Origin of the sequence: Bacillus sp. FS02 (assembly GCF_024398395.1) — a bacterium.
GTDB lineage: Bacteria > Bacillota > Bacilli > Bacillales > Bacillaceae > Bacillus > Bacillus altitudinis.
The window spans coordinates 808500-834250 of record NZ_CP074101.1; the positions used below are offsets into that span (position 1 = coordinate 808500).

Sequence of the window (25751 nt, forward strand, 5' to 3'; positions counted from 1 at the left end):
TTGATTTTTTTAGAAAGAAGGGATTTTGATGACCGTTCATATCATAGCAGACAGTGCTGCTGATCTGCCTCTTTCTTATTATGATGAACAAAACATGACACTCATTCCGCTGCGTGTATTACTCGGCGAGCAGGAATTTGAGGATTTGATCACCATTGAACCAAAACAAGTATTTGATGCGATGAGACAAGGTGCAAGTCCAAAAACATCACAAGCTTCACCGAATCGGATCAAAGAAGCCTTTGTTTCTGCAGCACAAACCCATACATCCGCTATCTATGTTGCCTTTTCATCAGAGCTTTCAGGTACATACCAAACCGCTGTGATGATGGCAAACGAAGTGAAGGAAGAATACCCTGATTTCGATTTACGAATCATTGATTCTAAATGTGCTTCACTTGGTTATGGACTAGCTGTCAAACACGCTCAATCACTTGCCATTGACGGAAATACAATACAAGAAATTGAAACGTCTGTAAAGCATTTTTGTGAATCTTTACAACATATTTTTACTGTAGACGATTTATCGTATTTAGCAAGAGGCGGAAGAATCAGTAAAGCGTCCGCATTTGTTGGCGGATTGTTAAGTATTAAACCCATTTTACACGTTGAGGATGGAAAACTGATACCCCTTGAAAAAATTCGTGGCCGTAAAAAATTATTGAAACGCATTATCGAGCTGATGAAAGAACGCGGATCTGACTGGTCTAGTCAAACTGTTGGCATTAGTCATGGAGATGACCCTGCACTTGCAGAAGAAATGAGACAATTAATCGAAGCCGAATTTCATCCAAAAGAAATCGACATCCAGGTCATCGGCGCGGCTGTCGGGTCCCACTCAGGCCCTAGCACACTTGCCATCTTCTTTACAGGCAGCCCATCATAAAAAGCACCCTTCCCTGAAACATCACGGGAAGGGTGCTTTTCTTATGATAGCTTAAATCGGTGAACGGTTTCGTTTAACCTTGCCGTCATACTCATCAGTTCTTCTACTTGTTTGTTCATTTGATGGAAAGATTGCAGTTGTTCGTTTGCCGAGGCAGAAATTTCTTCGCTGCCCGCTGCCGTTTCTTCTACAACGGCACTAATATTTTCAATCGAGTTCAGCACTTGTCCGCCAAGCTCTGTTGATTGAATAATTTGGTCATTTAAGACCGCCATTTCTTGCTTAATATGTTGTGCTTTTGTTTCTATATCTTCAAAGGAGTGTGAGGTTTTGTCCATTGCATCTTGCTGCTGAAGTGATAGCTTGACCCCTTCTTGTACAGTTTGGCTAATGGATTGAATGCCTTTTTCAATATGACTCACCATGTCAAAAATTTGTCTTGTTGCACGAGATGATTCATCTGCGAGCTTACGGATTTCGTCCGCTACGACGGCAAACCCTTTGCCAGCTTCTCCTGCTCTTGCCGCTTCAATCGCCGCATTGAGCGAGAGGAGGTTTGTCTGGTCCGCAATGTCAGAAACCGTTTTGGCCATTGCGGAGATTCCGCTTGCGTACTGAGTGAATTCTCCTGCTGACTCTTCAATTTGTCTCGTCGCACGTGTATTTTTTTCAATGGCTGCTTTTGTTTCTGTTAACGTGTGCTTTCCGCTTTCCACCGCTTCAATGGCATCCTCTGTACTACGGATGACTGTATGTGATCTTTCGGAATTCTTACGGCCATGTGAATCCATTTTCTCAATCAAACTAACGCCATGCTGAAGGTCTTCTGAAATCGCTTGTGAACCATTCGCCATTTCGTCTGTCGATACAGACACTTGATTGGCCGATTCCATAAGCTTTTTGTTTTCATCATCTAGCTGAATCGAGAACGATTCCACTTGACTTGAGACATGACTGATTTCTTGAATCAAGCTAATCAGCTGATCCGTCATTTGATTGAACGACTCATTTAAGCCACCGATTTCATCTTTCCGCTTGATGTTCATCCGCTCCACAGCGAGGTTTCCTTCGGCAATCTGTTTTGCCCGGTAAGAAAGGGATTTGATTGGTGTCACAATGGATCTCGTTAAACCAATATTTAAAAAGACGGCGATGACAATCAGCGTGAGGGCTGCGACAGATGCGCTTGTGATGATCCTTTGCACATTGTCTGCCGCCTCCTCTAAATGGTATTCATACGCTTCTTGTGCTCTTTTATTCATCGTATGCACGTCGTTTAAAACACCGTCAATTCTGGCAGCCACTCGTCTGGCATCAGAGGCATTTTTTTCACCAATGGCATTGTTTGCTTCTTGCGTCCATGTGTCAAACTTTGAATTTAACCGTGTGAGGGCTTCTTTGTTCATATTTCCTGCGTTTTTGTTTAACGTTTGCAGCTGTTTTTTCGCTGTCGATATATCGGTTTGAACGACCTCTAGCTGTTCATCTGAAAGGGTCATGGAATAATTGGTCATGGCTTGTTCGACACTTTCAAAGCTGGCCTTCGTTTTTTGTACGTTCAGTAAGGTTTGAACTTCTGTTTCGCTTGATGACTGAATCTTTGTCATGCTCACAATAATAAAGGCAATTACGCCAACCGCTAAAAGAAGTGAAATGAGTGAGTTGAGCAAAATTTTGATGCGTAAGCTCATGATGCTGCCCCTCTTCTTTCAGAAGTGTTTGCTTCAGTCCATTTAATTTTTTGGTCAATTTCTCAGCATCTTTGAGCACCCGGATTCTTGCCATATCGATTCCGTCATTACTTAAGTCATATACGATATGCCCGCTTTTGATGTTGCTGCTTTTGACGAGCTGTTCGCTGAATTGATAGACGACTTCATCTACTTTTTTGACCATAGACGAAATAACGGCTTTTTCAGCTGTATAATACTGATCGCTGTCCACGCCGATTGCATATTTGCCTTGCGTTTGCGCTTCTTTTAATACACCAACACCCGTATAACCGGCTGCGGCATATAAAACATCTGCTTTCTTTTTGATCATGTCTTTCGCTATTTTACTGCCTTTGCCTGCATCACTAAATGTGCCAGCATACGTGGATACGACCTTGATTTTCGGATTCACTGATTTTGCGCCTTTTTGATAGCCTTGTTCAAATCGGTGGATCACCTCTGCATCGACTCCGCCCACAAAACCAATAACATCACTTTTTGTTGTCATGGCAGCAAGAGCTCCCGCTAAATAGCTGCCCTGCTCTTCTTTAAAAGTCACTGATGTGACATTTTTCAGTTCAGACACAGCATCAATGAGTAAAAATTGCTTTTTCGGATATTTTTTCGCTACCTTTTCTAAGTCTTCTTGCATACTGAAACCTACACCGATGATCAGGTCATTTCCATCTTTCACAAGCTCGGTCAGCCCTTTTTCATATGTATCGGTTTCTGCAATTTCTCTATAATCGAATTCAATGCCAAGCTCATCACGTGCTTTTTCTAATCCTTTAAATGATGAATCGTTAAATGATTGATCACCAAGACCATCATCCGTCAGCATGACACCAATATGCTTCGTATTTGATACCGGGGGTCCTCCCTGCTGATTGCTGCATGAGGCGAGTACCATGATCATAGCTGCCATCAGAAGTAATGAAATCTTCACTTTCATCCAAAAACACACTCCTTTTATCATCCTTACCCCTTATTTATCGGATTTGAGAGTCATTGTTTCAATGATAAAGTGAAGGATTTTCAGCTTTTTTCATGACTTTTTTCACTGAAAAAAACCATTATTTATGACAAAAATAAAAAAAGTGAGCAAATGCTCACTTTAGATTGTTGACAAAGGGCTAAAATGAACTTGATTTTAGCCCTTTGTCTTCTTTTCAGCGTGATAGAAAACCTTTGCAGTCTAGGAATTACGAGCACTGGCACGGAGCGAATTTGACATTCGTGAGTACCAGCGCGCAGGACTGACAAAGAATGCGAGGGTTTGTCTACACGCTGAAAGTGAGCAAATGCTCACTTTTTCTCGTATGTCCATCCTTCTTTTTGGTAAACAAGATCATTTTTCATCAGATGACCTAATGCTCGTTTGAAGGCTGCTTTACTCATTTGAAATCTTTCCCGGATATCTTCTGGATCACTTTTATCCCCGTAAGGCATTGCACCGTTTCTCGTTCTCATATAAGTTAAGATTTCTTCTGCATCGACTGATAACGCATCCTGCTTTCTCGGAAGCAGTGACACATTGACAGTTCCATCCTCTTTCACTGCAATCACGCGTCCAGTCACGGTCGATCCGAGTCTTGGTTCTTCTTTCCGCTCAGTACGATGGATAAATCCTCTAATCCCTGTATCAGTCAGCATAAAGGAACCTGTCGCAATTAAGCGATAAATTGTCCCCGTGATTTCTTTGTTCATTAACGTTTCTGGCGCCTCAGTAAACAATTCACTGATCACATCTTCAGTGGCTGGTTTTGCGAACATTCTCCCGTAACTTGTCACTTTGAGCATACAGTATAGTTTGTCGCCTTTTTTCGGCCACGCTTCCTCAAAAGGCGGGAGGTGTTCAGTTGCAACAAGTGCATCCTTTGACAAACCTATATCGACAAAAGCACCCATATCTTCTACAACGTCTACAACTTCTACCCAGTCGTATGTATGTGCATTGATTTTAGGAATTTTCATCGTCGCTGCCAGTCTTTCCTCATGATCTACATATAAGTAGACCTCTACTTCAACACGATCTCCAATATCCTCTGTCATCTCACTGCGATGTAGGAGGACAGAATCTTCGCCATCTGTTAAAAAGTAGCCGTATTCCATCTCGTTATCTATTTGCAAGGTCAGTTGCTCACCTGGTCTCATGTTCTCTTCCTTCCTATCTGCCCTTAAAAGAGCGTTCGTTCATCTTTTGATTCACTTTATTCTACTATACTTCTGTCATCATGAACATCTCTAGTTCTGTTAGCTAAAGTGGACAAACTGTACTTGAATTATACCGCATACATCTGAACTCTCTTCGATAAAGTTTCTTCTTCCCCTATGGGCATGATAAAATAGACGCAATATCTATAGTTGGAGGTCATATGTGATGGCAAAAGAAAGTTCATTTGATATTGTATCGAAGGTGGAGCTGCCAGAGGTGCAAAACGCCATTCAAGCAGCACTGAAAGAAATTAAAAACCGTTATGATTTTAAAGGAAGTAAAAGTGATATTTCACTAGAAAAAGAAGAACTCGTTCTCATTTCTGATGATGACTTCAAGCTGGAGCAGCTAAAGGATGTCCTTGTGACAAAACTGATTAAACGAAACGTACCGACTAAAAACATTGACTACGGAAAAACAGAACATGCCCTAGGTGGAACCGTTCGCCAGCGTGCAAAGCTGATTAGCGGGATTGATAAGGACAATGCCAAAAAGATCAATGCCTTGATCAAACAATCTGGTATAAAAGTAAAGTCGCAATTTCAAGATGACCAAGTGCGTGTGACAGGAAAAAATAAAGATGATTTACAAGAAGTGATTGCGCTTATGCGCAAGGCAGATTTACCGATTGACGTCCAATTTATAAATTTTCGATAAATTTCAAATTTTCCATTGATTATTTCCGATTTTTTCGATACAGTTGATGGAAGTTCAATTCATTGACATGTTCATATCGCTTTCTTATCAAGAGAGGCAGAGGGACTGGCCCTGTGAAGCCTCAGCAACCGGTGTAGTAGAAATCTATTTTCTATGACCAAGGTGCTAAATCCAGCAAGCAACTGCTTGGAAGATAAGGAGAAGAATTTCAATACAGCCAAAAAGTCTTCTTCTTATCAGAAGGCTTTTTTTGTTACATAGAAATAAGGAGGAAACCAATGGGCCTATTACAAGACTTACAAAATCGCGTACTGATTGCTGATGGAGCAATGGGAACACTTTTATACTCTTATGGCATTGACCGCTGCTTTGAAGAATTAAATTTATCAAAAGAAGATGAAGTCAAAAGAGTGCACGAGGCATATGTGCAAGCTGGAGCGGACATTATTCAAACGAACACATACGGTGCGAATTATATTAAACTATCCCGCTACGGCTTAGAGGAAGAAACAAAACGCATTAACACAAAAGCTGTACAAATTGCCAAAGCAGCCGCTGGCTCAGCTTATGTCCTCGGAACGATCGGCGGCATTCGAACATTTAACAAAAATGCCTACTCTTTAGACGAGATTAAACGGAGCTTTAGAGAACAGCTCTATATCCTTTTAAATGAAGAGCCTGATGGATTACTGCTTGAAACGTATTACGATATTGAAGAAGCAAAGGCCGTGCTTGAGATAGCGCGCAAAGAAACAGCGCTTCCAATTGTCATGAACGTCTCCATGCATGAGCAAGGTGTATTGCAGGACGGTACACCGCTAAAAGACGGTTTATCTGAATTATCCTCACTTGGCGCTGATGTTGTCGGCATTAACTGCCGGCTGGGCCCTTATCATATGATTCAGGCACTTGAAGGCGTTCCACTTTTGCAAAATTCGCATTTATCTGTCTATCCAAACAGCAGTCTTCCCTCCCTTGAAGAAGGCAGACTCGTCTATGATACAGATAATGATTATTTCCGAAAAAGTGCACTTGAGTTTAGAAATCAGGGCGCACGAATCATTGGAGGCTGCTGCGGAACAACCCCTCAGCATATAAGCGCCATGGCAGAGGCGGTCAAAGATTTAGCACCTATCACCGAAAAAGAAGTGAAAGTATTAAAAGAAGAAATCATTTCCATCCAAGATCAACGGACAGAACCAGGTCTTGACGAGCTGGCTGTGAAAAAACGTTCGATTATCGTCGAGCTGGACCCGCCGAAGAAGCTGAACTTTGAAAAATTCCTTGTCGCAGCGAACGAATTAAAAAGTGCTGGCATTGATGCCCTCACGCTGGCCGATAACTCTCTAGCTACCCCGCGTATTAGCAATGTGGCATGCGGCGCTTTATTAAAACAGCAGCTTGATATGCGTTCACTTGTCCATATCACATGTCGTGATCGCAATTTGATTGGACTCCAATCCCACTTAATGGGGCTGGACACGCTTGGACTAACCGATATTTTAGCCATCACAGGCGATCCGTCTAAAATTGGAGACTTCCCAGGTGCGACATCTGTGTATGATTTAACCTCCTTTGATTTGATCCGTCTGATCAAACAATTTAACGAGGGACTATCTTTCTCTGGGAAGCCGCTCGGGAAAAAGACCAATTTTTCAGTGGCTGGCGCGTTTAATCCAAATGTCCGTCATATTGATAAAGCGGTCAAACGCCTCGAGAAGAAAATCGAATACGGTGCCGATTATTTTATTTCACAACCTGTTTACTCTGAGGAACAGCTTGTGAAGATTCATGAAGAAAGCAGACATTTGGATAAACCGATTTACATCGGTATTATGCCGCTAACAAGCAGCCGAAACGCAGAGTTTATTCATCATGAAATTCCCGGCATTAAATTGTCTGACTCGATTCGTGAGATTATGGCCAAGGCAGGCGAAGATAAAGAAAAGCAGCGGACAGAAGGGTTAGCGATTGCCCGCTCTTTATTAGATACAGCTTGCGAATTGTTTAATGGTATCTATTTAATTACCCCTTTCCTTCGATCAGATTTAACAGCAGAACTGACAACTTACATCCATCAGAAAGAAAAGGAGCCAAACATCCATGCCAACTATCACTGAACAGCTCAAAAAACGCATCCTCGTCCTTGACGGTGCAATGGGCACAATGATTCAAAACGCCGATCTCACAGCAGAGGATTTCGGTGGAGAAGAGTATGAGGGCTGTAACGAATATTTAAACGTCACAGCCCCTCACATTATCTCCACGATTCACCGGCAATACCTAGAGGCAAGTGCTGACCTCATTGAAACAAATACATTCGGTGCGACGAAGCTCGTTCTCGATGAATATGGACTTGGCCACCTCGCCTATGAATTGAACGTAAAAGCAGCTCAGCTGGCAAAGCGTGAAGCAGACCGTTTGTCGACACCAGAATGGCCCCGCTTTGTAGTAGGCGCAATGGGGCCCACTACAAAAACATTATCCGTAACAGGCGGCACAACGTTTGAAGAGCTCGTTGCAAATTATGAAGAACAAGCCCGCGCCCTGATTGATGGGAAATGTGATGCTCTTCTTTTAGAAACGAGTCAAGACATGCTGAATGTCAAAGCTGGATTTAAAGGCATTCAAGAAGCCTTTCACGCAACCGGTATTGAGCTACCACTGATGGTGTCAGGTACGATTGAGCCGATGGGCACTACCCTTGCCGGTCAAGATATTGAAGCCTTTTATATCTCACTTGAGCATATGAAACCAATCAGCGTCGGACTAAACTGTGCAACTGGTCCAGAATTTATGACAGACCATATCCGTACACTCTCCTCCATCGCAAAGTCGGCTGTCAGCTGCTATCCAAACGCTGGTCTCCCAGATGAAGAAGGGCAATATCACGAATCCCCTGGTTCGCTTGCTAAAAAAATCGCCGCTTTTGCAAAAGAAGGCTGGTTAAATATCGTCGGCGGCTGCTGCGGTACAACGCCTGCACATATTCAGGCATTATCAGATGAAGTACGTCCGCTTCAGCCCCGCAGCATGTCGCATGAGTCATCACCGCATACCGTATCAGGAATCGAGCCCCTCATTTATGAAGAAGCGATGCGCCCCCTCTTTGTTGGTGAGCGCACAAATGTCATTGGTTCGCGCAAATTCAAACGGCTCATCGCAGAACAAAAGTTTGAAGAGGCAGCAGAAATTGCCCGTGCTCAAGTGAAAAATGGCGCTCACGTCATTGATGTGTGTTTAGCAGACCCTGATCGTGATGAGATAGCAGACATGGAAGGCTTTTTAAAAGAAGCCATGAAAAAAGTGAAAGCTCCTTTTGTCATTGATTCAACCGATAAACATGTCATCGAAAAAGCACTCATGTATTCTCAAGGAAAAGCCATTATTAATTCTATTAATTTAGAGGATGGAGAAGAGCGCTTTGAAGAGATTCTTCCGCTTGTCAAGCTATATGGCGGCGCACTTGTTGTTGGAACAATCGATGAAACAGGGATGGCCGTCACAGCAGATCGAAAACTTGAAATTGCCGTAAGATCCCATGACCTGCTCACGAAAAAATATGGAATCCCTGCGAGTGATATCATTTTTGACCCGCTTGTCTTTCCAGTAGGTACTGGAGACGAACAGTATATTGGTGCTGCTGAAGAGACGATTAAAGGCATTGAGCGAATCAAAGCAGTACTGCCTGAATGTCTCACCATTTTAGGCATTAGTAACGTGTCTTTCGGACTCCCGCCAGTTGGTAGAGAAATATTGAATGCCGTTTATTTGTATCACTGCGTCAAAGCAGGGCTTGATTATGCGATCGTGAATACTGAAAAGCTTGAACGCTTCGCTTCAATTCCAAAGGAAGAAATCAAGCTGGCTGAAACTTTACTTTATGAAACAAATGATCAAACCCTTGCTGAGTTCACACAATTTTATCGCGGGAAAAAGAAAACAGAGAAAAAACCAAAGATCTCCTTATCGCTTGATGAAAGACTGGCACTCTATGTCGTCGAAGGGACGAAAGAAGGCCTGATTGATGACCTTGCCCTTGCTTTGGAGAAATTTGAATCACCTCTTCATATCATCAATGGACCATTAATGCAGGGAATGTCAGAGGTTGGGCGCCTTTTTAATCAAAACGAATTGATTGTAGCTGAAGTGCTTCAATCCGCTGAGGTCATGAAAGCATCTGTTTCATACCTTGAGCAATTTATGGAGAAAAAGGACGCAAGCGGCAAAGGGAAGATTCTCCTCGCCACCGTCAAAGGAGATGTCCATGATATAGGGAAAAACCTGGTCGACATCATTTTGAGCAATAATGGCTTTCACGTCGTCGATCTCGGAATCAAAGTAACCCCACAAACATTGATTGAAGCGGTGCAAAAAGAAAAGCCAGATATGATTGGACTATCAGGTTTACTTGTCAAATCAGCACAGCAAATGGTCTTGACCGCTCAAGATTTACAAAAAGCAAACATCTCTGTTCCCATTTTGGTGGGCGGCGCGGCGCTTTCACGGAAGTTTACGAAGATGAAAATTTCGCCTCAATATGATGGCCCCGTCCTTTACGCCAAAGATGCAATGGACGGCCTGTCTTTAGCGAATGAATTAAGAACGAACCCTCTTCAATTTCAAACAAAACCCTTAGAGGATCAAGAAACACTCCATAAGGAAAAAGAAACAACGCAGCCAAAAGCCGTGATTGAATTACTAGAAAAACGCGCGACACTTCCGGAGGCAGTCATTTTCACGCCAGAAAATACGAAACGCCATTATGTTCGGGATATTGATTTGCACCACATTATGCCCTATGTCAATGAGCAAATGCTGATCGGCCATCATCTCGGTTTAAAAGGAAAGGTCAAAAAGCTCTTGGCTGAACAGCATCCAAAAGCATTGGAGTTAAAACAGCTGATCACAGATCTTCTTCAAGAAGGCAGAGAGAAAAACTGGTTTGCACCTGCATTCGTCTATCAATTCTTCCCTGCCAATTCAAATCGGAATGACCTGCATATCTATGATCCAGAAGCGCCTGACCGCGTCATTGAGACATTCCAATTTCCAAGACAGGAAAAACTTCCGTACCGGTCTATTTCTGATTATGTGCGGAAAAGCGGAGAGAACGAGAAAGATTATATCGCCTTATTTGCAGTGACGGCTGGCGCCCGCATACGAGAGGTTGCGCAGCAATTTAAACAAGAGGGTGACTATTTAAAAATGCATGCGGTCCAAGCTTTAGCACTTGAGCTTGCAGAAGGATTGGCTGAACGAACGCACCAAGTAATTCGTGATAAATGGGGATTCCCAGACCCAGTCGATTTCACGATGGAGAAAAGGTTCCAAGCCAAATATCAAGGTCAGCGCTATTCCTTTGGCTATCCAGCGTGCCCTAATCTAGAAGACCAAGAAAAACTATTCCATCTGCTGCAGCCAGAAAAAATCGGGATTCATCTCACAGAAGGGTTTATGATGGAGCCTGAAGCATCCGTTTCAGCCATTGTCGTTTCTCATCCTGAAGCTCGATATTTTAACGTTCACTAAAAAAACCTCCTGAATTGGAGGTTCTTTTTATAAATAAAAATGGAATATATATGAAAAAATACGTTTATTTACCGATATTATAAATGAAAGTCATTTACTTAAAAGGAGATGTTTGTCATGTTCAAAAAGAAGATCGGGGTTTTATTGCTTACAGGCCTCTTTATCGCTAGCCCTCTTTTCCAATCACCTGCTCAAGCAAGTGAAACGTCTACGAAACAAACAAAATATTATACAGAAGAATTGGAGCATCTGTATCCAGACAGTGATTATGCAAACAATGATACGATGGAAAAAGCTCAATTCTTACAGCACTCTCTTCATCTAAACAAGACCTATTTATATCACGAAGGCAGTATCTCTTCTATGAATGACATTGATTTTTACCGGTTCACCAGCTCTAAATTTGATGGAGCAGATGGCCGCTTTTCTATCAAACTCGTCAATGTAAAAGCTGGAAATGATTTTGATCTTTATCTTTACAATCAGAGCGGGTCACTCGTGTCTTCCTCTGTGCGGACAAACAACCAAAATGAAATCATCCATATGCCGAAAATTGCCGCAAGCACTGACTACTATTTAGCCGTCAAACCAAAGCAATTATTAAATGAAGAGGACAACATGTATCGTATTGTCTTTGATAAAAGTATTGAAAAAGCCACAACGAAACGATATGGATCACCTGCCACATTGAATAGTTTCAATGAAGCCGGATCTCCCAATTCTTCTTTTGATTTAAGCAGCTTGCCGCAGGATGCCGTTGTCACTGGCCTGTCATTAGAAGCTGAAAAAGGCAGTACAAATGCATATAATTATGTATTCACTGTCTCTTCCTTAAAAGGCGGAACAGTGAACGTACCTTGGAACGGTCAAAAAGTTGACATCTCTTCTTATAAAACAAGTCAAGTGCCAGCAAAAGACCGCTTTTTTGTTTCTTTTAATGCAACCGAGGTTCCTCAATTGATCGGTGGACGGTTAATCAAAGTAGGCGTTGTCTCAATTAAGAACTTACAGCTCACCTTTGAATATGAATACAACCGTGACCTCAATTATTAAACTATACAAAAGGAAAAGGTATCCCCTTTTCCTTTTTCTTATGCGTTCTTATGGTACGATACATAGAGAGAAATCAGCTAAGAAGGAGTTGCGTGTATTGCCAAACGTTATTCAACGATCTTTAACCCTTGATGACATACCAGACCTTGTCGCATTGTCAAAAGAGGTCGATTGGCCTGATTACAATGCGGAAGAGCTCACATCTCTTTTAACAAATGGACATTTTACCGGTTTTACAACAACTGACGGACAAGTCATTTCATGCGCTGGACTTTTTCAGTATGACAGTGTGGCATCAATTGGAGCGGTCATTGTATCTGAGACACATCGAGGCCTCGGTCTTGCCCGTCAAATGATTGACACACTGCTTCGTCATAGTGATCCAAGTGTCCCTGTCGTTTTAACGGCTACTGTACAAGGACAGCCAGTCTATGAAAAAATCGGCTTTCAGACAGCCGGTTATATTCATACATACAAAGCACAAAAAACAAATCCTAGTGCGCTTCATCCGTCACATCAGATTCATCTTTTTCCCGCTGATGAAACGCACCTCCCGTCTATTGAAAGACTGGATGAAAAAGGCGCAGGAACCAATCGATCAAACTTCTTAATAAAACGAATGGAGCGAGCAGCATTTAAACTGATCGTAAAGGATGAACACCACGAAATCACCGGCTTCGCGTTTGGTGTGGAAACACCAGCTAATCTGATGATTGGCCCGCTTGCAGCAAACGATGAACAAACGGCGCTAGCACTCATTCAATCACTTCTCACGTCTTATTCTGGCGCCTTTCGTATAGATATGCAGGAAGAAACAGCTGAACGCCTGCATGCATCACTTGTAGAAGCAGGATTTACGAAAACAAACGTCGCACATTTTATGATGATTCGCGGGAACGAAAAGCAGAACGATCCTGCGCTTCTCTATTTCCTGGCCTCACAAGCATTTTCTTAAAAAATCAAAAAGCTGTAGACAGATGTTGTCTACAGCTTTTCTTATTTACTTTTCGCCTACGGATGAGAGAACTTGAGCGAGTGCATTTGTGACCTTGCCATGCTCTGATGCATGCGGCCGGTCATCTCCATCTCCATAGCCGTAATCAATCATGCGATTACGGTTTAAGCAAAGCTTTGTCAGCTGAGGCTGGAATAGATCAAATAAAGCAAAACGATCTTTTAGCTGTGGAAATTGCTTTTGATACTGCTGAATTTCTTCTGCAAGCAAGCGCCAAAGCGTCGTTTCATCTAACAGATTGTGATTGTCTAACACGTTTGACACGTAACGAAGATTGCAAATAAACAGACCCGTAAAAATAAATTGTACAAGACCCTCAGGCGGCTCACTACGCAGCACTTCCTTTAGATCTTCTTCTAATGAAGCCAATTCAGGCAGCGGTTGATCACTAATGTTCACATCATCAACAAAATCTTTGATCGCCAAACGATGTGGCTTATGATCTTTTAATACAAGAATTGTATTTTGTCCGTGCGGTGAAAAGACCGTGCCATATTGATACATAAAGTGCAGAAGCGGCGGCATGACAACATGGAAGAATGACGCCATCCATTCTTTTGCTGACAGACCCGATTTTTCAATGAGCTGCTTCAGATAAGGCTCACCTTCATGATCCTCATAAGTCAGTGCCGCCAGCGTAACAGGGCTCTCCCCTTCATCTAAATACGTATAAATGCTTTCTCTAAAAATGACACCAAGCATTTCAAGGTATTGATATGGCGCACCAGGTAGCTTGCTGTAATAAGGATGATCAACATTGATACTCGCATTCTCACCTGGTAAAATCACGCGGCATACATCGGATAAAAAGGCGTCTTGATCGGCGATTCCTTTAATATGAGCTGTAATACGAGGAGCAATCACCGTACGTTCTGATGGGAGCCCCCGGTACACTAGCGTATTTAAAATACTCATTGGCAGTTTAATATGATGCTTGCCTTTATTTGAGATGTTCGTAAAAGTTCTGATCGATTGCTGTGGAATATATTGATCCAGCCCTTCTCCTAAATACACAATACGGCGCATGGCCAAATCTTCGGGGAAATGCTGGATGATCATATGCGTCCACTGCCATTTGTGAACAGGCATCATATAATAATCAGCCGCATTCAGCCCTTCATCCTTTAACACACGTTGGAATTGACGGATCGTGACTTCGTCTAATTCTTTGGCAATGATGTGCTCATAGTTCTCATGATCGACCGCATGGAAAGTCGCAAGTTCTCGGTGAACAGCAATCCAAGACAGCTGCACACATTCCTGCCTTTCAGGTGCATAGGCTAAGTAATCTTCGTAGCTGAACCCAATACGCCCTTTGTTATAGACGATCCACGGATGACCAGTCATCTCGCCTTCAATCCATGCATAATCTGTATCTGTTAGCTCATCTGCACGAAGTGCTTTTTTCGACAGCAAATGAACATCCGCTAACAAGGTATGGTGAAGCTCTTTGATCAGATGGCCAGTTGTTTCAGAAGACATTGGGATGATTGGCTGAATGTCTAGTAAAAACACAATGGCACTAACGTCCTTTGTCCATGTTCCGTCTTGACAGCACTCGATCGATTCCGCAATCGTATCAAAACTATCAAACAAACGAGGTTTTGCGAGATAACGATATTTCTTCTGTTCGTGAATGATTAATTCATATTGGGCGATGCCATCCTGATGATTTAGTTGAACGGGATGCAGCATATCCTCATACATATATTCGGACAGCATTTTTGCCACCATTCGCTGGTTTGCTTTTTTCCAAGCAGCAGGATTGACCGCTTTTTTCAATTCATCTTGTACACTCATCGGTTCATCCTCCTTACCCTTTGATTTCTTCAAATGTATTTGCGTGTTTATGTGTACCGAATGTCTGGAAAACATGCTTTTGATAAAGTGGATACACAGGTCGACGAGCCAGTTCATTGATAATGACACTGTTTCGGTACGCCCCTAGCCCTAAATCTGGTGCGCCTACTCCATGTGTATGAAGCTCTGCATTTTGTACAAAAATATCATTTTCACCTAATGAGTTTGTTTTCAATCGATATTCACGTTCAACCTGGAAGCGTCCTTGATGATCCCACTGAATATGATGGGAAATCGGATCAATAAATGGCGGTAATACAGATTGATAGCCCGTTGCCAAGACGACAATGTCTGTCTCATGCGTAAAGGATTCCTCTTTGACCCATTGATTGCATGAAAGCGATAAGCCGTCCCTCGTTTCCTCAATCAAATTGACCTCCGTCATCGCCTGCAGCACGGTGTTCAGCTGCTCTCCGCAAGCAGAACGTTCATAAAGCAAGTGATAAATATCTCGGATCATCGCTGAGCTGATGCCTTTATACAGCAAATCTTGCTGCTTTAATAGCGCATCTTTTTTAGGTTGCGGAAGCTCATAAAAGAAATCAATATAGTCTGGAGAGAAATACTCAAGACCCAAATTTGAATATTCCATTGGGAAAAACCCTTTAGAGCGTGTAAACCAATGAATATCCTTCGCCTCATCGTCTGATAAAATGTCATAGAATACTTCTGCCGCACTTTGACCAGAACCGATGACCGTCACGGATTTTCCTTTAAAACAGCCTTCTTTCTTTCGTTTCAAGTAATCAGCAGAATGAAACACCCGATCCCCTAAAGCTGGCTGAATAGGTGCTGGTACCGCAGGCTGTGTGCCGATACCTAAAACAAGATGCTTACTTTCAAACACCTCTACCGTTTGATCTTTCACATGACGGACATGCACTTCATATCGTTTTTCTCCAGCTTTTTCAACGATGGAGACAGATTCGACATTCATGCCAAATCGGCAAGAATCTAATTGATCCGCGACCCAGCGGCAATAATGACTATATTCCTTGCGCGGGATATGGAAGTCTTCTAGAAAGTAAAATGAATACAAACGGTTTTGTTCCTGCAAATAGTTGAGAAAGCTATATTTGCTTTTCACATCCGCCATACTGACAAGATCCGCTAAAAAGGGGACTTGAAGTGTAGTCCCTTCAATGAGCATACCTGGATGCCAGTGGAACGCTTCACTTCTTTCAAAAAACAAAGCGTCAATTTCGTTTACTTCTTCAGATAATGCAGCAAGCCCTAGGTTAAATGGTCCAATGCCAATCCCAATGACATCCACTACATTATTTTGCTTGTTGAACCGCGTCATGGTTATACTTCCTTTCAAATCGATCTCGATGACAAAACATTAAAAGACCTGTTTTATCTGGTAAAGTGACTGGTTTCACACGTTCGAATCCACACTTTTCAAAGACATGAATCATTTTTTCGTTCCGAATATCTGGCTCAGCCACGATTTTTTCTGTTCGTTTGTTCTGCTCAAACTGAAATGCTGTCATGGCTTGAAGCAGCGGAGCCGCAAATCCTTTCCCTACATAATCTGGCTCTCCAATTAACAGGTGAATGCCTTGATCATGCGGAGAAGGCTGATAGTACGATTCAATGATATCCCCTTTCACATTGTATGCTTCAAAATAGCTCATCGGCGTGCCATCAATGGTTCCTAAATAAAGGGTTTGATGCGGATCATGAATGGCCTGATAAAAGTGCTTTTCAAAAGCAGGAAATGGAATATTCAAATGCCAAAATGGGTGGACATACTCTTCTTGCATCCACTTGTGGACAAGCTGGACGTCCCGTTCATATTCAGCGCGAATGAACCCAATTCGATGCCTCATCCAATCAGCGCCTCCTTATGTAAAAAGAGCGGATTCAACACAGACGTGTACCTGGATTGAGTTTCTAAAGAACCCGTCAGCTCATCCATATCTTCAAACCGCGTGAGTAAGTTCGCTTTTGAAGGCAGCTCCTGTGACCGGAGAAGACTGTTCGTCAGCTCAGATGCACCATATGTCTCTTCATGCGCAAGCAGTGTGTCTCTAATCAGGGCTAATAAATCTTCTTCTTTTGCAAGCCCCTCTGTACCAAAACCATTCACAAGACCAAACAAATGATTAAAGAAGAAATAGTAACGCAGTCTTTCAACCGCTACATCGTCTGCACAAATGGTTTCACTTCTGACGCTTAAGTTTTGAACAAGCTTCGCAAGCTGATCCTTTTTCGATTCGCTATAATAGTAGCCTTGATTGTCACGATAATAGAATGTGTGCGGATATCCATTCTTTAGCTGTACGACAGCATTTTGCTGATGGGCTTCAAGGGCAAGACCATACGTTTCAAACAGCCAAAGCATCGGCTCTAACGAAATCGATAAATATTGTGTGAACCAATCACGGCTGACATCTTCTGTTGATCTGCCTTCAGCGTCTGCTAATTCATGGATAATGCCTGAAAGCCTTGATTTTCCTCCGTATGCATGATCCTGACATAGCCCTGCAATTAAGCTAGCCCCTTTTTCATGATGCAAAAATGGATTTTGACGAATGACGACTTCAAAGCCAGATTCCGCCTCATCCCCTTGAATAGATAGATACGCAGGATCTTCAATCACACGGAATCCAGAGAATTTGTCATATAAAGAAACGCCTAATTCTGTTTTTAAGATACGAGACATCTCAACTCCGCGATCAAGTTCCTTTTGTTTGTTAACGCGTAAAGAGTTTGTGATCTTTACAGGGACAGAGAATTTGAGCATGTACGCAGAGTCTTTTTGATAGACCGTTCTAAAGGAAGATGTCGCTGTGTATTCAGATCCTAGCGGCCCTAAATACGTCAGCATCCCGTCCTCTATATAACGCTTGACGAACGCTTTCTCCATGACCACTTGGACTTGTAGCGGATGAATCGGAATCAGGACATATTCACCGCCTTCTGTTAACGTCGTCAGTCTCTCTTTTTCTTCTGGCATCTGGCGCATGAGCTCCTCAAACATGAGACTTGCCGCAGACTGTGAAATTGAAGAATCCTGAAGCACAATTGACGGATGTGCTTTAAAGTAATGAAGCTGGAAAGAGCCTTTCAGCTCAGGAGAATAAATAGCTTCCTCCTCTTCTGTCATTCCTTGTCTGCTTTTTGGTGTAGGATGCGTTAAATGCCCAAGAAGGAGTGACTGCTCCGCTTCGATATATTCAAAATCAGCTGAAGAAAGAGCTGCTCGATCACCATCTCTCTCTCTGATGAATCGTTCAATATTCCGGCAGCTTAAAATGATGCGAAGCATGAACTCATCCTCTGCATCTGTGCGGCCATATTCAATGAGAAGTTCCTTTGAACATAAAGCAACAAGTGTGGTGTAATCAACGATCGTTCCCTGTTGCTCACTACCTTGCGGGCGAAAGCGAACGGGAAAATCAAAGAGATGACGGCCTACAGGCGAAAAATATCGAATCGGAATGACAAGCTCAAGATCTTGTTTTGCTAATGCTGCTACAAATACAAGTGAGCCGTCTGCTTTTGTCTCTTTCTTTGCAGATCGATCAATTCCTGTTTCACGTAAAAAACAGTTTAAAAAACTTTGCATCGTTGCATTTTCAGCCATTTGTTTATATTGACTCAACGTAGTACCCTCCCGGATTGAATATGAGCGATCCCGATATCAACAATGTCAGAAAGGATTTCCTCAATATGTGTAATAGTCGTTCTCGGATTTAACAAAGTGAATTTTAAGCATGTTTGACCATTGGCCACTGTTTTTGCTACGACAGCCGTTCCTGTTTGGAAAAGTGTGCGATGAATGATTTTATTGATGTCATCTGCTTGATGATCATCCATAAAACGGAACACGACTGCATTGATTTCTGGATCAGGATTGATCACCTCAAGATGCTCATTTTTCTCAATCAACGTAGTCACATCTTTCGCAAAATGGATGGTATGGTCAATGATACTTGCAAATCCTTCTTCTCCAATCATACGCAGAGAGAGAAGGAGTTTTAGCGCATCAAACCGGCGCGTCGTCTGAACAGATTTATTAACGAGATGCAGAATGCCTTCCAGTTCATCTTCCTTTGGATTGAGATAATCTGCATGGTAATCAATCAAACCAAAATGTCTTTTATCCTTTAGTAGAAATGCCCCGCAGGAGATCGGCTGATAAAATTGCTTATGAAAGTCGATCGTGATCGAATCAGCCAGCTCGATGCCATCTAATTTTCCTCGGAAGGTTTTGCTTAATACAAGCGCTCCTCCATAGGCAGCATCTGCATGAATCCACAAACCGAAAGGCTTCACCATGTCATATATGTCACGTACAGGATCAATACTGCCAAAATCAGTTGTCCCGCAAGTCGCCACGACTGCAAATGGAAGCAAATCCTGCTCCTTAAGCTCCATAAGCTTCTTCTGCAAATCATGCAGGTCCATTCGGTGATGTTCGTCTGTCTCAACTAACACAACAGCCTGCTCACCTAAACCTAGCTGAGATGCTGATTTTTTCACAGTGAAGTGGGCATTCTTGGAGCAAAGTATCCGCATACGGTTTGCCTCACTCGGCAACCCTTTCTGCTGTACATTCCATTGCCAAGTGTTTTCGCAAAATGCATCTCTTGCTAAAAGCAGTCCCATGTAGTTAGATTGGGTTCCACCGCTCGTAAAGGTCCCATCTGCTCGTTCTCCATAAGAAAACTTTTCACATAACCACTTGAGGATTTCCTCCTCAACCAAAGATGCAATGCCGCTTTGATCAAAGGAATCCATTGATTGGTTAAAGGAACTTACGATCACCTCTGCTGCCAGAGCAGGGATAAGAGGTGGGCAATGCAAATGTGCCAGGCATTTAGGATGTGACACATCAACCAAATGCGGTAAAAGGTGATTTTTTATATCTTGAAAAACAGACTCAATGGATTCACCAGCCGGTTGAATCTGGAATAACGATTCGACATGAGTCGCTAATTTCCCAGGCAATATTCCGCTATACGGTCCTCTGCTTGTTTGCCACTCTGCCAGTAAGCTGTCGATGGATGTGTAGAGAGCCGCTTGGAAGGACTCCCTCCCAAGCTGGCTTTGTTGAATAAATAATGAATCGACAGATGGTTTAGTTGACTGCATCGTAAACTGCCTCTTTAAAAATCGTGATGACTTTTTCAAGCTGTTCTTCTGTCATGGTCAAAGGCGGTAAGAATCGAATCACACTTCCAAAACGGCCTCCTGTCTCCACAATTAAGCCTTTATCAAAACAATTCTTTTGAATGAGACTGGCTAGCTCTGGATTTGCTGGATAACTGCCGTCCACATCCTGTTTCTCATCTGGATTCACAACTTCAACACCAATCATTAATCCTCTTCCTCGCACATCACCGAGAGCAGGCACTTGTTTTTGAATGTCTTTTAGATTGGCCTGCATACGCTGACCAAGTGCTTCTACATGATCAAGCAGATTGGTTTCTTTTATATATTTAAGCGTAGCAGTTCCAGCTGCCATCGCCATTTGATTTCCTCTAAACGTGCCAATATGCGCACCTGGATTCCATTGATCTAAGTCTTTGTCATAAATCACAACGGATAGCGGAAGGCTTCCCCCAATTGCTTTTGATAACACAATGACATCTGGCACAATACCAGCATGTTCAAAGGCAAACATCTTACCAGTTCGGCCGATGCCTGATTGAACCTCATCAATAATAAGTGGAATTCCTTTTTCTTTTGTGATTCGTCTCATTTCTTGTATCCATTCAATTGATGCCGGGATGGAGCCGCCCTCCCCTTGCACCGCTTCAAAGATCATGCCTGCTGGCGGGAGAATTCCACTCTCAGGATCATTTAATACACGCTCAATATAAGAACTGGAAATGCGATGTGAGTCTTTACCGCCGATTCCAAATGGGCAGCGGTATTCATATGGATAAGGCAGGAAGTGAACATCTGGCATTAATCCTTGTACTTTTTCCTTTGGCGATAAGTTGCCGCTTAATGACATCGTGCCATGCGTAGCACCATGATATGCTCCGTGGAATGATAGAATGGAACGATTTCCCGTCGCTGTCTTGACTAATTTAATTGCTGCTTCTATAGCATCACCACCAGTTGGTCCACAAAATTGAATTTTTGCTCTTTTTGCAAACTCTTCTGGCAAGTGAGAAAAAATCTCATTCACAAATTCTTCTTTAATCTCTGAAGTGATGTCCAGCGTATGCAACGGTCTTTTTTCATGAAGCATACGTTCAATAGCATCTATAACAACCGGGTGATTGTGACCAAGGGCAAGTGTTCCTGCACCTGCTAGGCAGTCATAAAATTCTCTACCATCTGCATCTGTCACGATCATACCTTCGGCTTTTTGCATGGCTAATGGGAACCGTCTCGGGTAAGACCTTGCATTAGATTCTCTTTGACTTTGTTGCTCTAAAAATTGCTGATTTTTAGAAACGGTTTTGATGGACATAATAAAACACTCCTCCAATTGATAAAGATTATCATTTTCATTTACTAGCCTAGAGGATGTAAGATACGAAAGTCAATTGTATTCAAAAAGATGATTCTAAAAGCATATGAATGCTATATTCTCTTTTTAACGAGTAATTTCGTGTATTTTTTACAAACATCTACAGCCATAAGGGCGATGTAACGTTTGAGTATGAAAAATGTTGAAAAAATTTACAAATCAATTCTCCTGGTTCTTTTGCTCTATGCGTTGTAGCTCCCTTGTTTGATACGGGACGGCCGAATGAAATGAATGTAGTAAAACAAAAAATGAACGTTATTTTATCTTGATATAAATGGTTATGATGGTATAATTTCTCTGAAACGAAAGGGAATCGAGGGAGATCTGATGATTTTAACGAAGCATGACCTTCACCACTACTTGGCACAAGATCAGAAAGCACTTGCCATCAATCGAAAAAGACCAAAGTGGCTTGGGGATGATATTTGGAAATATCAAAGATATTTACGAAAATATGAGTACTATACGAATAGCGGTGCTACGTTACGCAAATGGTTTTATCGTTACTTACATAAAAAGAAAGGCATGCAGCTTGGCTTTGATATCCCAATTGGTGTATTTGGACCTGGGCTCAGAATCAACCATACTGGGCTGTTGATTGTGAACAAGCATGCCAAAATCGGCGCGTTTTGTGATATTCATCAAGGTGTGAATATCGGTCAAAACCATCATGAAAAAGATGTGCCCGTCATCGGAGATCATGTATGGATCGGCCCTGGCGCTAAACTGTTTGGAAACATTTATATTGCGAATCATATTTCCATCGGAGCAAATGCTGTAGTGAATCGCTCCTTTCATGAAGAACGGATTGTCATTGCAGGTGTCCCTGCTCAAAAAATAAAAGAAAAAAGCCCTTCTTTATGAAGGACTTACTTGATCAAAGCAGTGAGCCACATGAGATAAAATAAGATGGATAAACATGAGGATCATCCTGCCCGAGCCCCATCACCATTTATCCTAAGATGCTTTGGCGCCATCAAACCATCAATCGGTAGCAACTTGAAGTGAAAAAAATCACCTATGATGTATGTACAGCCGTACTCTCTAATTTGCGTTGGAGTACCCGAAGACCAGCATGAGAAAGTACAAGACAAAGACGAGGATGGCAATCGCATAGATGAGAATGGACACAATCAGTACTGTCCAGCCCAACCCTTTTCTTCCTGTTTGAATGAGATATATTCCAAGTGTGAAGAGCCCGAGTAAAAGACCTAAGATGGCCCATAACCATTTATTTTTCCCGTGTTTTGGTGCATCAACGAATAGGTAGATTGCGACTATTATGGATACAAACCAACCTGTAATCCATTTCACATTCATCCGCCACCCTTCTTTTTCAATTTATTGAATCTTACTATACTTTTTTCCTAATCTTAAAAACAACTATTCAAATGAATGATTCGGAAGGCTTTGCCATTCTTCTCTCAGCATCCCATACCGCATCGAATCATAATACTCCCCTTGATAGTAACGAACCTTACGCAGTCTTCCCTCAAGGATAAACCCGCATTTCTCTGCGCAACGCATCATTCGTTCATTTCCAGACCAGGTGGTCAGACCGATGCGTGGGATATCAATGTGTGAAAAGAGTTCATCGATCCATAGACGCAATGCCTTTGTTCCAACGCCCCCATTCCAAAAACGTGAGTCATAAATAAGAATCCCACACTCCAGCCAGCGTGTGCGTTCATTCTCCCAATAATAAGAAACTGTACCCTTTAATTCACCTCCGACATCAATGCCAAATAGTTTTGGCAGGACAGAATCATCCTGTAAATAGCGTTTTTTAAATGCAGCAAGCGATATGTCATGTTCAATAAAATACGGTGCATTCCACTTTCGATAGGCCTGGTCTGGGGCTTTAAACCTTAAATGCCATACCACTTCTAAATCGGTTTCGTCTAATGGACGTATGCTCACAATCTCTTCTTTTTTTCCTTTCATCTGTTCACGTTCCTTTACTTTGTCGTTCTTTTAGCAAGATGACGATACTCGATAGGCGTCATGCCTTCATTTTGCCGAAACAGCTTTGAAAAATAAGTAGGGTCATCAATGCCTACATGTTCTGCAATGAGAGCTATTTTTTCATTCGTTGAAGCAAGCAGGCTTTTGGCTTTTTCAATTTTGAGTCGATTGATGTACTGGCTCGGCGTCAGTCCGTACACGGTCTGCATGCACCTTGTCATGTAATCAGGATGATAATGGAGAATCTCTGCCAGCTTCTCCATCTGTAATTTTTGCGTAAAATGACGTTCAAGATAGTGAACCACTTCTGAAGCGACAGTCTCCTTTGCACTTGGAATATGAAATGCTTCTTTTTGTAAATGAATGAGCATTTCCTCAAATTGAAGCTGCTTTTTGAGCTGAAGTTCAGACGCATCATCATTTAAAGCGCGCATCGCTGAAAGATGCTTCTGTAGCACGCTTTCCCCTTTCACTTTTCCTTTTCGGGGCAGACGAAATTCATAGCTTGCTGCTTTTTCAAAAGTGGCTTGATTTTGCTTCATGTCAAACCAGTGTTCTCTCGGCCGATCTGTAAACTCAAATGAATCAATTGAAAAATGCAGCCACTCATAAAGTGTTTCTTCTTTGCATGGCAGATGTCCACCATGGGCAAGTCCCGGTGATAAGATGATATATTCTCCCTCTTTTACGTGATGAGGCACCTCGTCTTCTGTGATCCACAGTTCACCTTTTGTGACATAAAGAAGATCAAATACGGTGAAAATTCTGGAGATATGTCGTTCTTCTGGGTGGAATACACCTTTGCCTGAAGCAATATAGACTGGAAATGGCGGTACAGTAAATGTAATAAACGGACCCATATTCATCCCCTTATGAAGTCGGATTTCTCCAATAAGTTTCGGTTTCATCTCTTCTTATTATAGTCGATGCAAGGTACACTATAAATCGGATTTATACGAAAGAAGGTGATGTGATGAAACCACAAGCACTGACAATACAAAAGGTTCAAGCCAAAAGTGAAAAATCCCACCCTTCATTATTTGCATTAACTTGGCCTATTTTTATCGAAATCTCTTTATATATGCTGATGGGGAGCGCAGATACACTGATGCTCAGCCAGTATTCTGACAATAGTGTTGCCGCAGTAGGGGTAAGCAATCAGCTACTAAATCTATTGATTGTGATGTTCAGCTTCATTACGACTGGGACGACGATTGTCATTGCGCAACTTTTAGGAGCGGGCCGCAATCAGGAAGCGACCCTAGTTGCCTATGTATCACTAGGCACCAACTTCCTCATTAGCTTTGTGATCAGTCTTCTTATGTTTGTGTTAGCTGTGCCCATCCTGCATATCATGGGATTATCAAGCGAGCTCATGCCAGATGCAACCGTCTTTTTACAGATTGTCGGCCTGCTGTCTTTTATACAGGCGCTCATTATGACCTATAGTGCTATTTTAAAAAGCTATGGATTCACGAGAGATACGATGTATGTCACCATCGGTATGAATCTGTTAAACGTTGCTGGTAATTATTTGGTCATCTTTGGACCATTTGGCTTCCCTGTATTAGGTGTCATGGGTGTTGCTCTTTCCACATCATTTGCACGGTTGATCGGTCTAACAGCCATGATCCTCATTGTTCGACACCGCATTGGATTGCGGTTTTCATTCAAGCGAATGTTTTACATCCAGCGAACGCATTTAAAAAAACTGCTAAAAATCGGCATTCCTTCTGCTGGAGAACAGCTTTCTTATAATGGCTCTCAAATGATTATTACGCTGTTTATCACATTTATGGGCACGCAAGCACTGGCAGCAAAAGTCTATACCCAGAATTTGATGATGTTCATTATGTTATTTGGTGCCGCCATTAGCCAAGGAACGCAAATCTTAATTGGGCGCCTGATCGGGGCGAAAGAATTTGATGCGGCCTATCGAAGATGCATGAAAAGCTTATACTGGGCCATTGCCATCTCGCTTCTTTCTTCGACTGCTTTATCTTTATCATCGACGCATTTACTTACTTTTTTCACTAGCAACAGTGAGATCATTCAAATCGCGAGCGTCCTCCTCATATTGACGATTATTTTAGAGCCTGGACGTTCTTTTAATATGGTCATCATCAACTCCTTGCGGGCAGCTGGTGACGCGAAGTTTCCAGTCTATATGGCGATGATTTCAATGTGGGGCATCGGCCTTCCGATCGCTTATTTATTAGGCATTCAACTTGAAATGGGCCTGATCGGGGTTTGGATTTCTTTTATCGTAGATGAATGGATAAGAGGTATCTTCATGTATAGGCGGTGGCGTTCAAGAGTGTGGACGGAGTACCGGTTTACTTCCACATAAAAAGGACTGC

General features: G+C 42.3%; 19 protein-coding genes, 1 pseudogene and 1 riboswitch. Of the genes and pseudogenes, 8 read left to right on the forward strand and 12 right to left on the reverse strand.

What is annotated here, in order from left to right; genetic code table 11:
• The first annotated feature begins 28 nt into the window (after positions 1-28).
• Complete coding sequence (locus KFQ09_RS04185; RefSeq protein WP_008348544.1) at positions 29-886, forward strand: DegV family protein; 858 nt, start codon at positions 29-31, stop codon at positions 884-886.
• 41 nt (positions 887-927) lie between these two features.
• Here the strand turns inward: KFQ09_RS04185 and KFQ09_RS04190 are convergent, their stop codons facing one another.
• From KFQ09_RS04190 to KFQ09_RS04200, 3 genes and pseudogenes are all read right to left on the reverse strand, one after another.
• Positions 928-2577 (reverse strand): methyl-accepting chemotaxis protein, encoded by a 1650-nt coding sequence (locus KFQ09_RS04190; protein WP_255836042.1) that lies wholly within the window; start codon positions 2575-2577, stop codon positions 928-930.
• 7 nt (positions 2578-2584) lie between these two features.
• Positions 2585-3550, reverse strand: a pseudogene (locus KFQ09_RS04195) (BMP family protein); the annotation flags it as partial.
• A 353-nt stretch (positions 3551-3903) separates the two neighbouring features.
• Entirely contained in the window at positions 3904-4752 is an 849-nt protein-coding gene (locus tag KFQ09_RS04200; protein ID WP_213406563.1) for a CvfB family protein, read from the reverse strand.
• Positions 4753-4978: 226 nt separating this feature from the next.
• Here KFQ09_RS04200 and KFQ09_RS04205 point away from each other — a divergent pair, with 226 nt between their 5' ends.
• The 5 genes from KFQ09_RS04205 (at position 4979) to KFQ09_RS04225 (ending at position 13010) form a co-directional block, all read left to right on the forward strand.
• Positions 4979-5470 carry a YajQ family cyclic di-GMP-binding protein gene (locus KFQ09_RS04205; RefSeq protein WP_007499076.1) on the forward strand — a complete coding sequence of 164 codons (492 nt, stop codon included), beginning with the start codon at positions 4979-4981 and terminating at the stop codon, positions 5468-5470.
• Between the two features lie 81 nt (positions 5471-5551).
• Positions 5552-5670, forward strand: a riboswitch (SAM riboswitch).
• Between the two features lie 78 nt (positions 5671-5748).
• A complete protein-coding gene (locus tag KFQ09_RS04210; protein ID WP_008348554.1) occupies positions 5749-7590 on the forward strand; it encodes a bifunctional homocysteine S-methyltransferase/methylenetetrahydrofolate reductase in 1842 nt (613 codons plus the stop codon).
• Positions 7574-11002 (forward strand): methionine synthase, encoded by a 3429-nt coding sequence (gene metH / locus KFQ09_RS04215; protein WP_255836043.1) that lies wholly within the window; start codon positions 7574-7576, stop codon positions 11000-11002. The genes KFQ09_RS04210 and metH overlap by 17 nt, the downstream gene beginning before the upstream one ends.
• Positions 11003-11119: 117 nt before the next feature.
• Positions 11120-12055, forward strand: a complete 936-nt coding sequence (locus KFQ09_RS04220) for an anti protein (RefSeq protein ID WP_255836044.1) — start codon at positions 11120-11122, stop codon at positions 12053-12055.
• Positions 12056-12152: 97 nt separating this feature from the next.
• Positions 12153-13010 carry a GNAT family N-acetyltransferase gene (locus KFQ09_RS04225; protein ID WP_255836045.1) on the forward strand — a complete coding sequence of 286 codons (858 nt, stop codon included), beginning with the start codon at positions 12153-12155 and terminating at the stop codon, positions 13008-13010.
• A gap of 45 nt (positions 13011-13055) precedes the next feature.
• Here the strand turns inward: KFQ09_RS04225 and KFQ09_RS04230 are convergent, their stop codons facing one another.
• Genes KFQ09_RS04230 through KFQ09_RS04255 form a run of 6 tightly spaced genes read right to left on the reverse strand, consistent with a single transcriptional unit; the run spans position 13056 to position 21366 of the window.
• Entirely contained in the window at positions 13056-14870 is a 1815-nt protein-coding gene (locus KFQ09_RS04230; RefSeq protein ID WP_206114273.1) for an IucA/IucC family protein, read from the reverse strand.
• Between the two features lie 13 nt (positions 14871-14883).
• Positions 14884-16233: a lysine N(6)-hydroxylase/L-ornithine N(5)-oxygenase family protein gene (locus tag KFQ09_RS04235; RefSeq protein ID WP_255836046.1), complete on the reverse strand. Its 1350-nt coding sequence runs from the start codon at positions 16231-16233 to the stop codon at positions 14884-14886.
• Entirely contained in the window at positions 16208-16762 is a 555-nt protein-coding gene (locus KFQ09_RS04240) for a GNAT family N-acetyltransferase (protein ID WP_008348567.1), read from the reverse strand. Before KFQ09_RS04240 ends, KFQ09_RS04235 begins: the two co-directional genes overlap by 26 nt.
• Positions 16759-18540, reverse strand: a complete 1782-nt coding sequence (locus KFQ09_RS04245; protein WP_046527334.1) for an IucA/IucC family protein — start codon at positions 18538-18540, stop codon at positions 16759-16761. Before KFQ09_RS04245 ends, KFQ09_RS04240 begins: the two co-directional genes overlap by 4 nt.
• The gene (locus tag KFQ09_RS04250) at positions 18537-20033 is read right to left on the reverse strand and encodes a pyridoxal phosphate-dependent decarboxylase family protein (RefSeq protein ID WP_046343150.1); all 1497 of its coding nucleotides are present in this window, start codon (positions 20031-20033) and stop codon (positions 18537-18539) included. The genes KFQ09_RS04245 and KFQ09_RS04250 overlap by 4 nt, the downstream gene beginning before the upstream one ends.
• Positions 20020-21366 (reverse strand): aspartate aminotransferase family protein, encoded by a 1347-nt coding sequence (locus KFQ09_RS04255; protein WP_035392469.1) that lies wholly within the window; start codon positions 21364-21366, stop codon positions 20020-20022. The genes KFQ09_RS04250 and KFQ09_RS04255 overlap by 14 nt, the downstream gene beginning before the upstream one ends.
• 387 nt (positions 21367-21753) lie before the next feature.
• Between KFQ09_RS04255 and KFQ09_RS04260 the strand changes: the two genes are divergently transcribed.
• Entirely contained in the window at positions 21754-22290 is a 537-nt protein-coding gene (locus tag KFQ09_RS04260; RefSeq protein ID WP_017360201.1) for a serine O-acetyltransferase, read from the forward strand.
• Between the two features lie 180 nt (positions 22291-22470).
• Here KFQ09_RS04260 and KFQ09_RS04265 read toward each other — a convergent pair whose 3' ends face one another.
• The 3 genes from KFQ09_RS04265 to KFQ09_RS04275 all read right to left on the reverse strand — a co-directional run bounded on the left by KFQ09_RS04265 (position 22471) and on the right by KFQ09_RS04275 (position 24251).
• On the reverse strand, positions 22471-22746 hold the full coding sequence (locus tag KFQ09_RS04265; RefSeq protein WP_255836047.1) for a hypothetical protein: 276 nt from the start codon (positions 22744-22746) through the stop codon (positions 22471-22473).
• A gap of 63 nt (positions 22747-22809) precedes the next feature.
• Positions 22810-23370: a GNAT family N-acetyltransferase gene (locus tag KFQ09_RS04270; protein ID WP_035392472.1), complete on the reverse strand. Its 561-nt coding sequence runs from the start codon at positions 23368-23370 to the stop codon at positions 22810-22812.
• Positions 23371-23384: 14 nt separating this feature from the next.
• Positions 23385-24251: an AraC family transcriptional regulator gene (locus KFQ09_RS04275; RefSeq protein ID WP_255836048.1), complete on the reverse strand. Its 867-nt coding sequence runs from the start codon at positions 24249-24251 to the stop codon at positions 23385-23387.
• Positions 24252-24364: 113 nt separating this feature from the next.
• Here KFQ09_RS04275 and KFQ09_RS04280 point away from each other — a divergent pair, with 113 nt between their 5' ends.
• Positions 24365-25741: an MATE family efflux transporter gene (locus KFQ09_RS04280; RefSeq protein WP_242731856.1), complete on the forward strand. Its 1377-nt coding sequence runs from the start codon at positions 24365-24367 to the stop codon at positions 25739-25741.
• Positions 25742-25751: the final 10 nt, after the last annotated feature.

Bases quoted from the DNA above. Each gene is read 5' to 3' on its own strand.
- KFQ09_RS04185 (WP_008348544.1), top strand. From the start codon at position 29: ATGACCGTTCATATCATAGCAGACAGTGCTGCTGATCTGCCTCTTTCT.
- KFQ09_RS04190 (WP_255836042.1), bottom strand. From the start codon at position 2,577: ATGAGCTTACGCATCAAAATTTTGCTCAACTCACTCATTTCACTTCTT.
- KFQ09_RS04200 (WP_213406563.1), bottom strand. From the start codon at position 4,752: ATGAGACCAGGTGAGCAACTGACCTTGCAAATAGATAACGAGATGGAA.
- KFQ09_RS04205 (WP_007499076.1), top strand. From the start codon at position 4,979: ATGGCAAAAGAAAGTTCATTTGATATTGTATCGAAGGTGGAGCTGCCA.
- KFQ09_RS04210 (WP_008348554.1), top strand. From the start codon at position 5,749: ATGGGCCTATTACAAGACTTACAAAATCGCGTACTGATTGCTGATGGA.
- metH (WP_255836043.1), top strand. From the start codon at position 7,574: ATGCCAACTATCACTGAACAGCTCAAAAAACGCATCCTCGTCCTTGAC.
- KFQ09_RS04220 (WP_255836044.1), top strand. From the start codon at position 11,120: ATGTTCAAAAAGAAGATCGGGGTTTTATTGCTTACAGGCCTCTTTATC.
- KFQ09_RS04230 (WP_206114273.1), bottom strand. From the start codon at position 14,870: ATGAGTGTACAAGATGAATTGAAAAAAGCGGTCAATCCTGCTGCTTGG.
- KFQ09_RS04235 (WP_255836046.1), bottom strand. From the start codon at position 16,233: ATGACGCGGTTCAACAAGCAAAATAATGTAGTGGATGTCATTGGGATT.
- KFQ09_RS04240 (WP_008348567.1), bottom strand. From the start codon at position 16,762: ATGAGGCATCGAATTGGGTTCATTCGCGCTGAATATGAACGGGACGTC.
- KFQ09_RS04250 (WP_046343150.1), bottom strand. From the start codon at position 20,033: ATGCAGTCAACTAAACCATCTGTCGATTCATTATTTATTCAACAAAGC.
- KFQ09_RS04255 (WP_035392469.1), bottom strand. From the start codon at position 21,366: ATGTCCATCAAAACCGTTTCTAAAAATCAGCAATTTTTAGAGCAACAA.
- KFQ09_RS04260 (WP_017360201.1), top strand. From the start codon at position 21,754: ATGATTTTAACGAAGCATGACCTTCACCACTACTTGGCACAAGATCAG.
- KFQ09_RS04265 (WP_255836047.1), bottom strand. From the start codon at position 22,746: ATGAATGTGAAATGGATTACAGGTTGGTTTGTATCCATAATAGTCGCA.
- KFQ09_RS04270 (WP_035392472.1), bottom strand. From the start codon at position 23,370: ATGAAAGGAAAAAAAGAAGAGATTGTGAGCATACGTCCATTAGACGAA.
- KFQ09_RS04275 (WP_255836048.1), bottom strand. From the start codon at position 24,251: ATGGGTCCGTTTATTACATTTACTGTACCGCCATTTCCAGTCTATATT.
- KFQ09_RS04280 (WP_242731856.1), top strand. From the start codon at position 24,365: ATGAAACCACAAGCACTGACAATACAAAAGGTTCAAGCCAAAAGTGAA.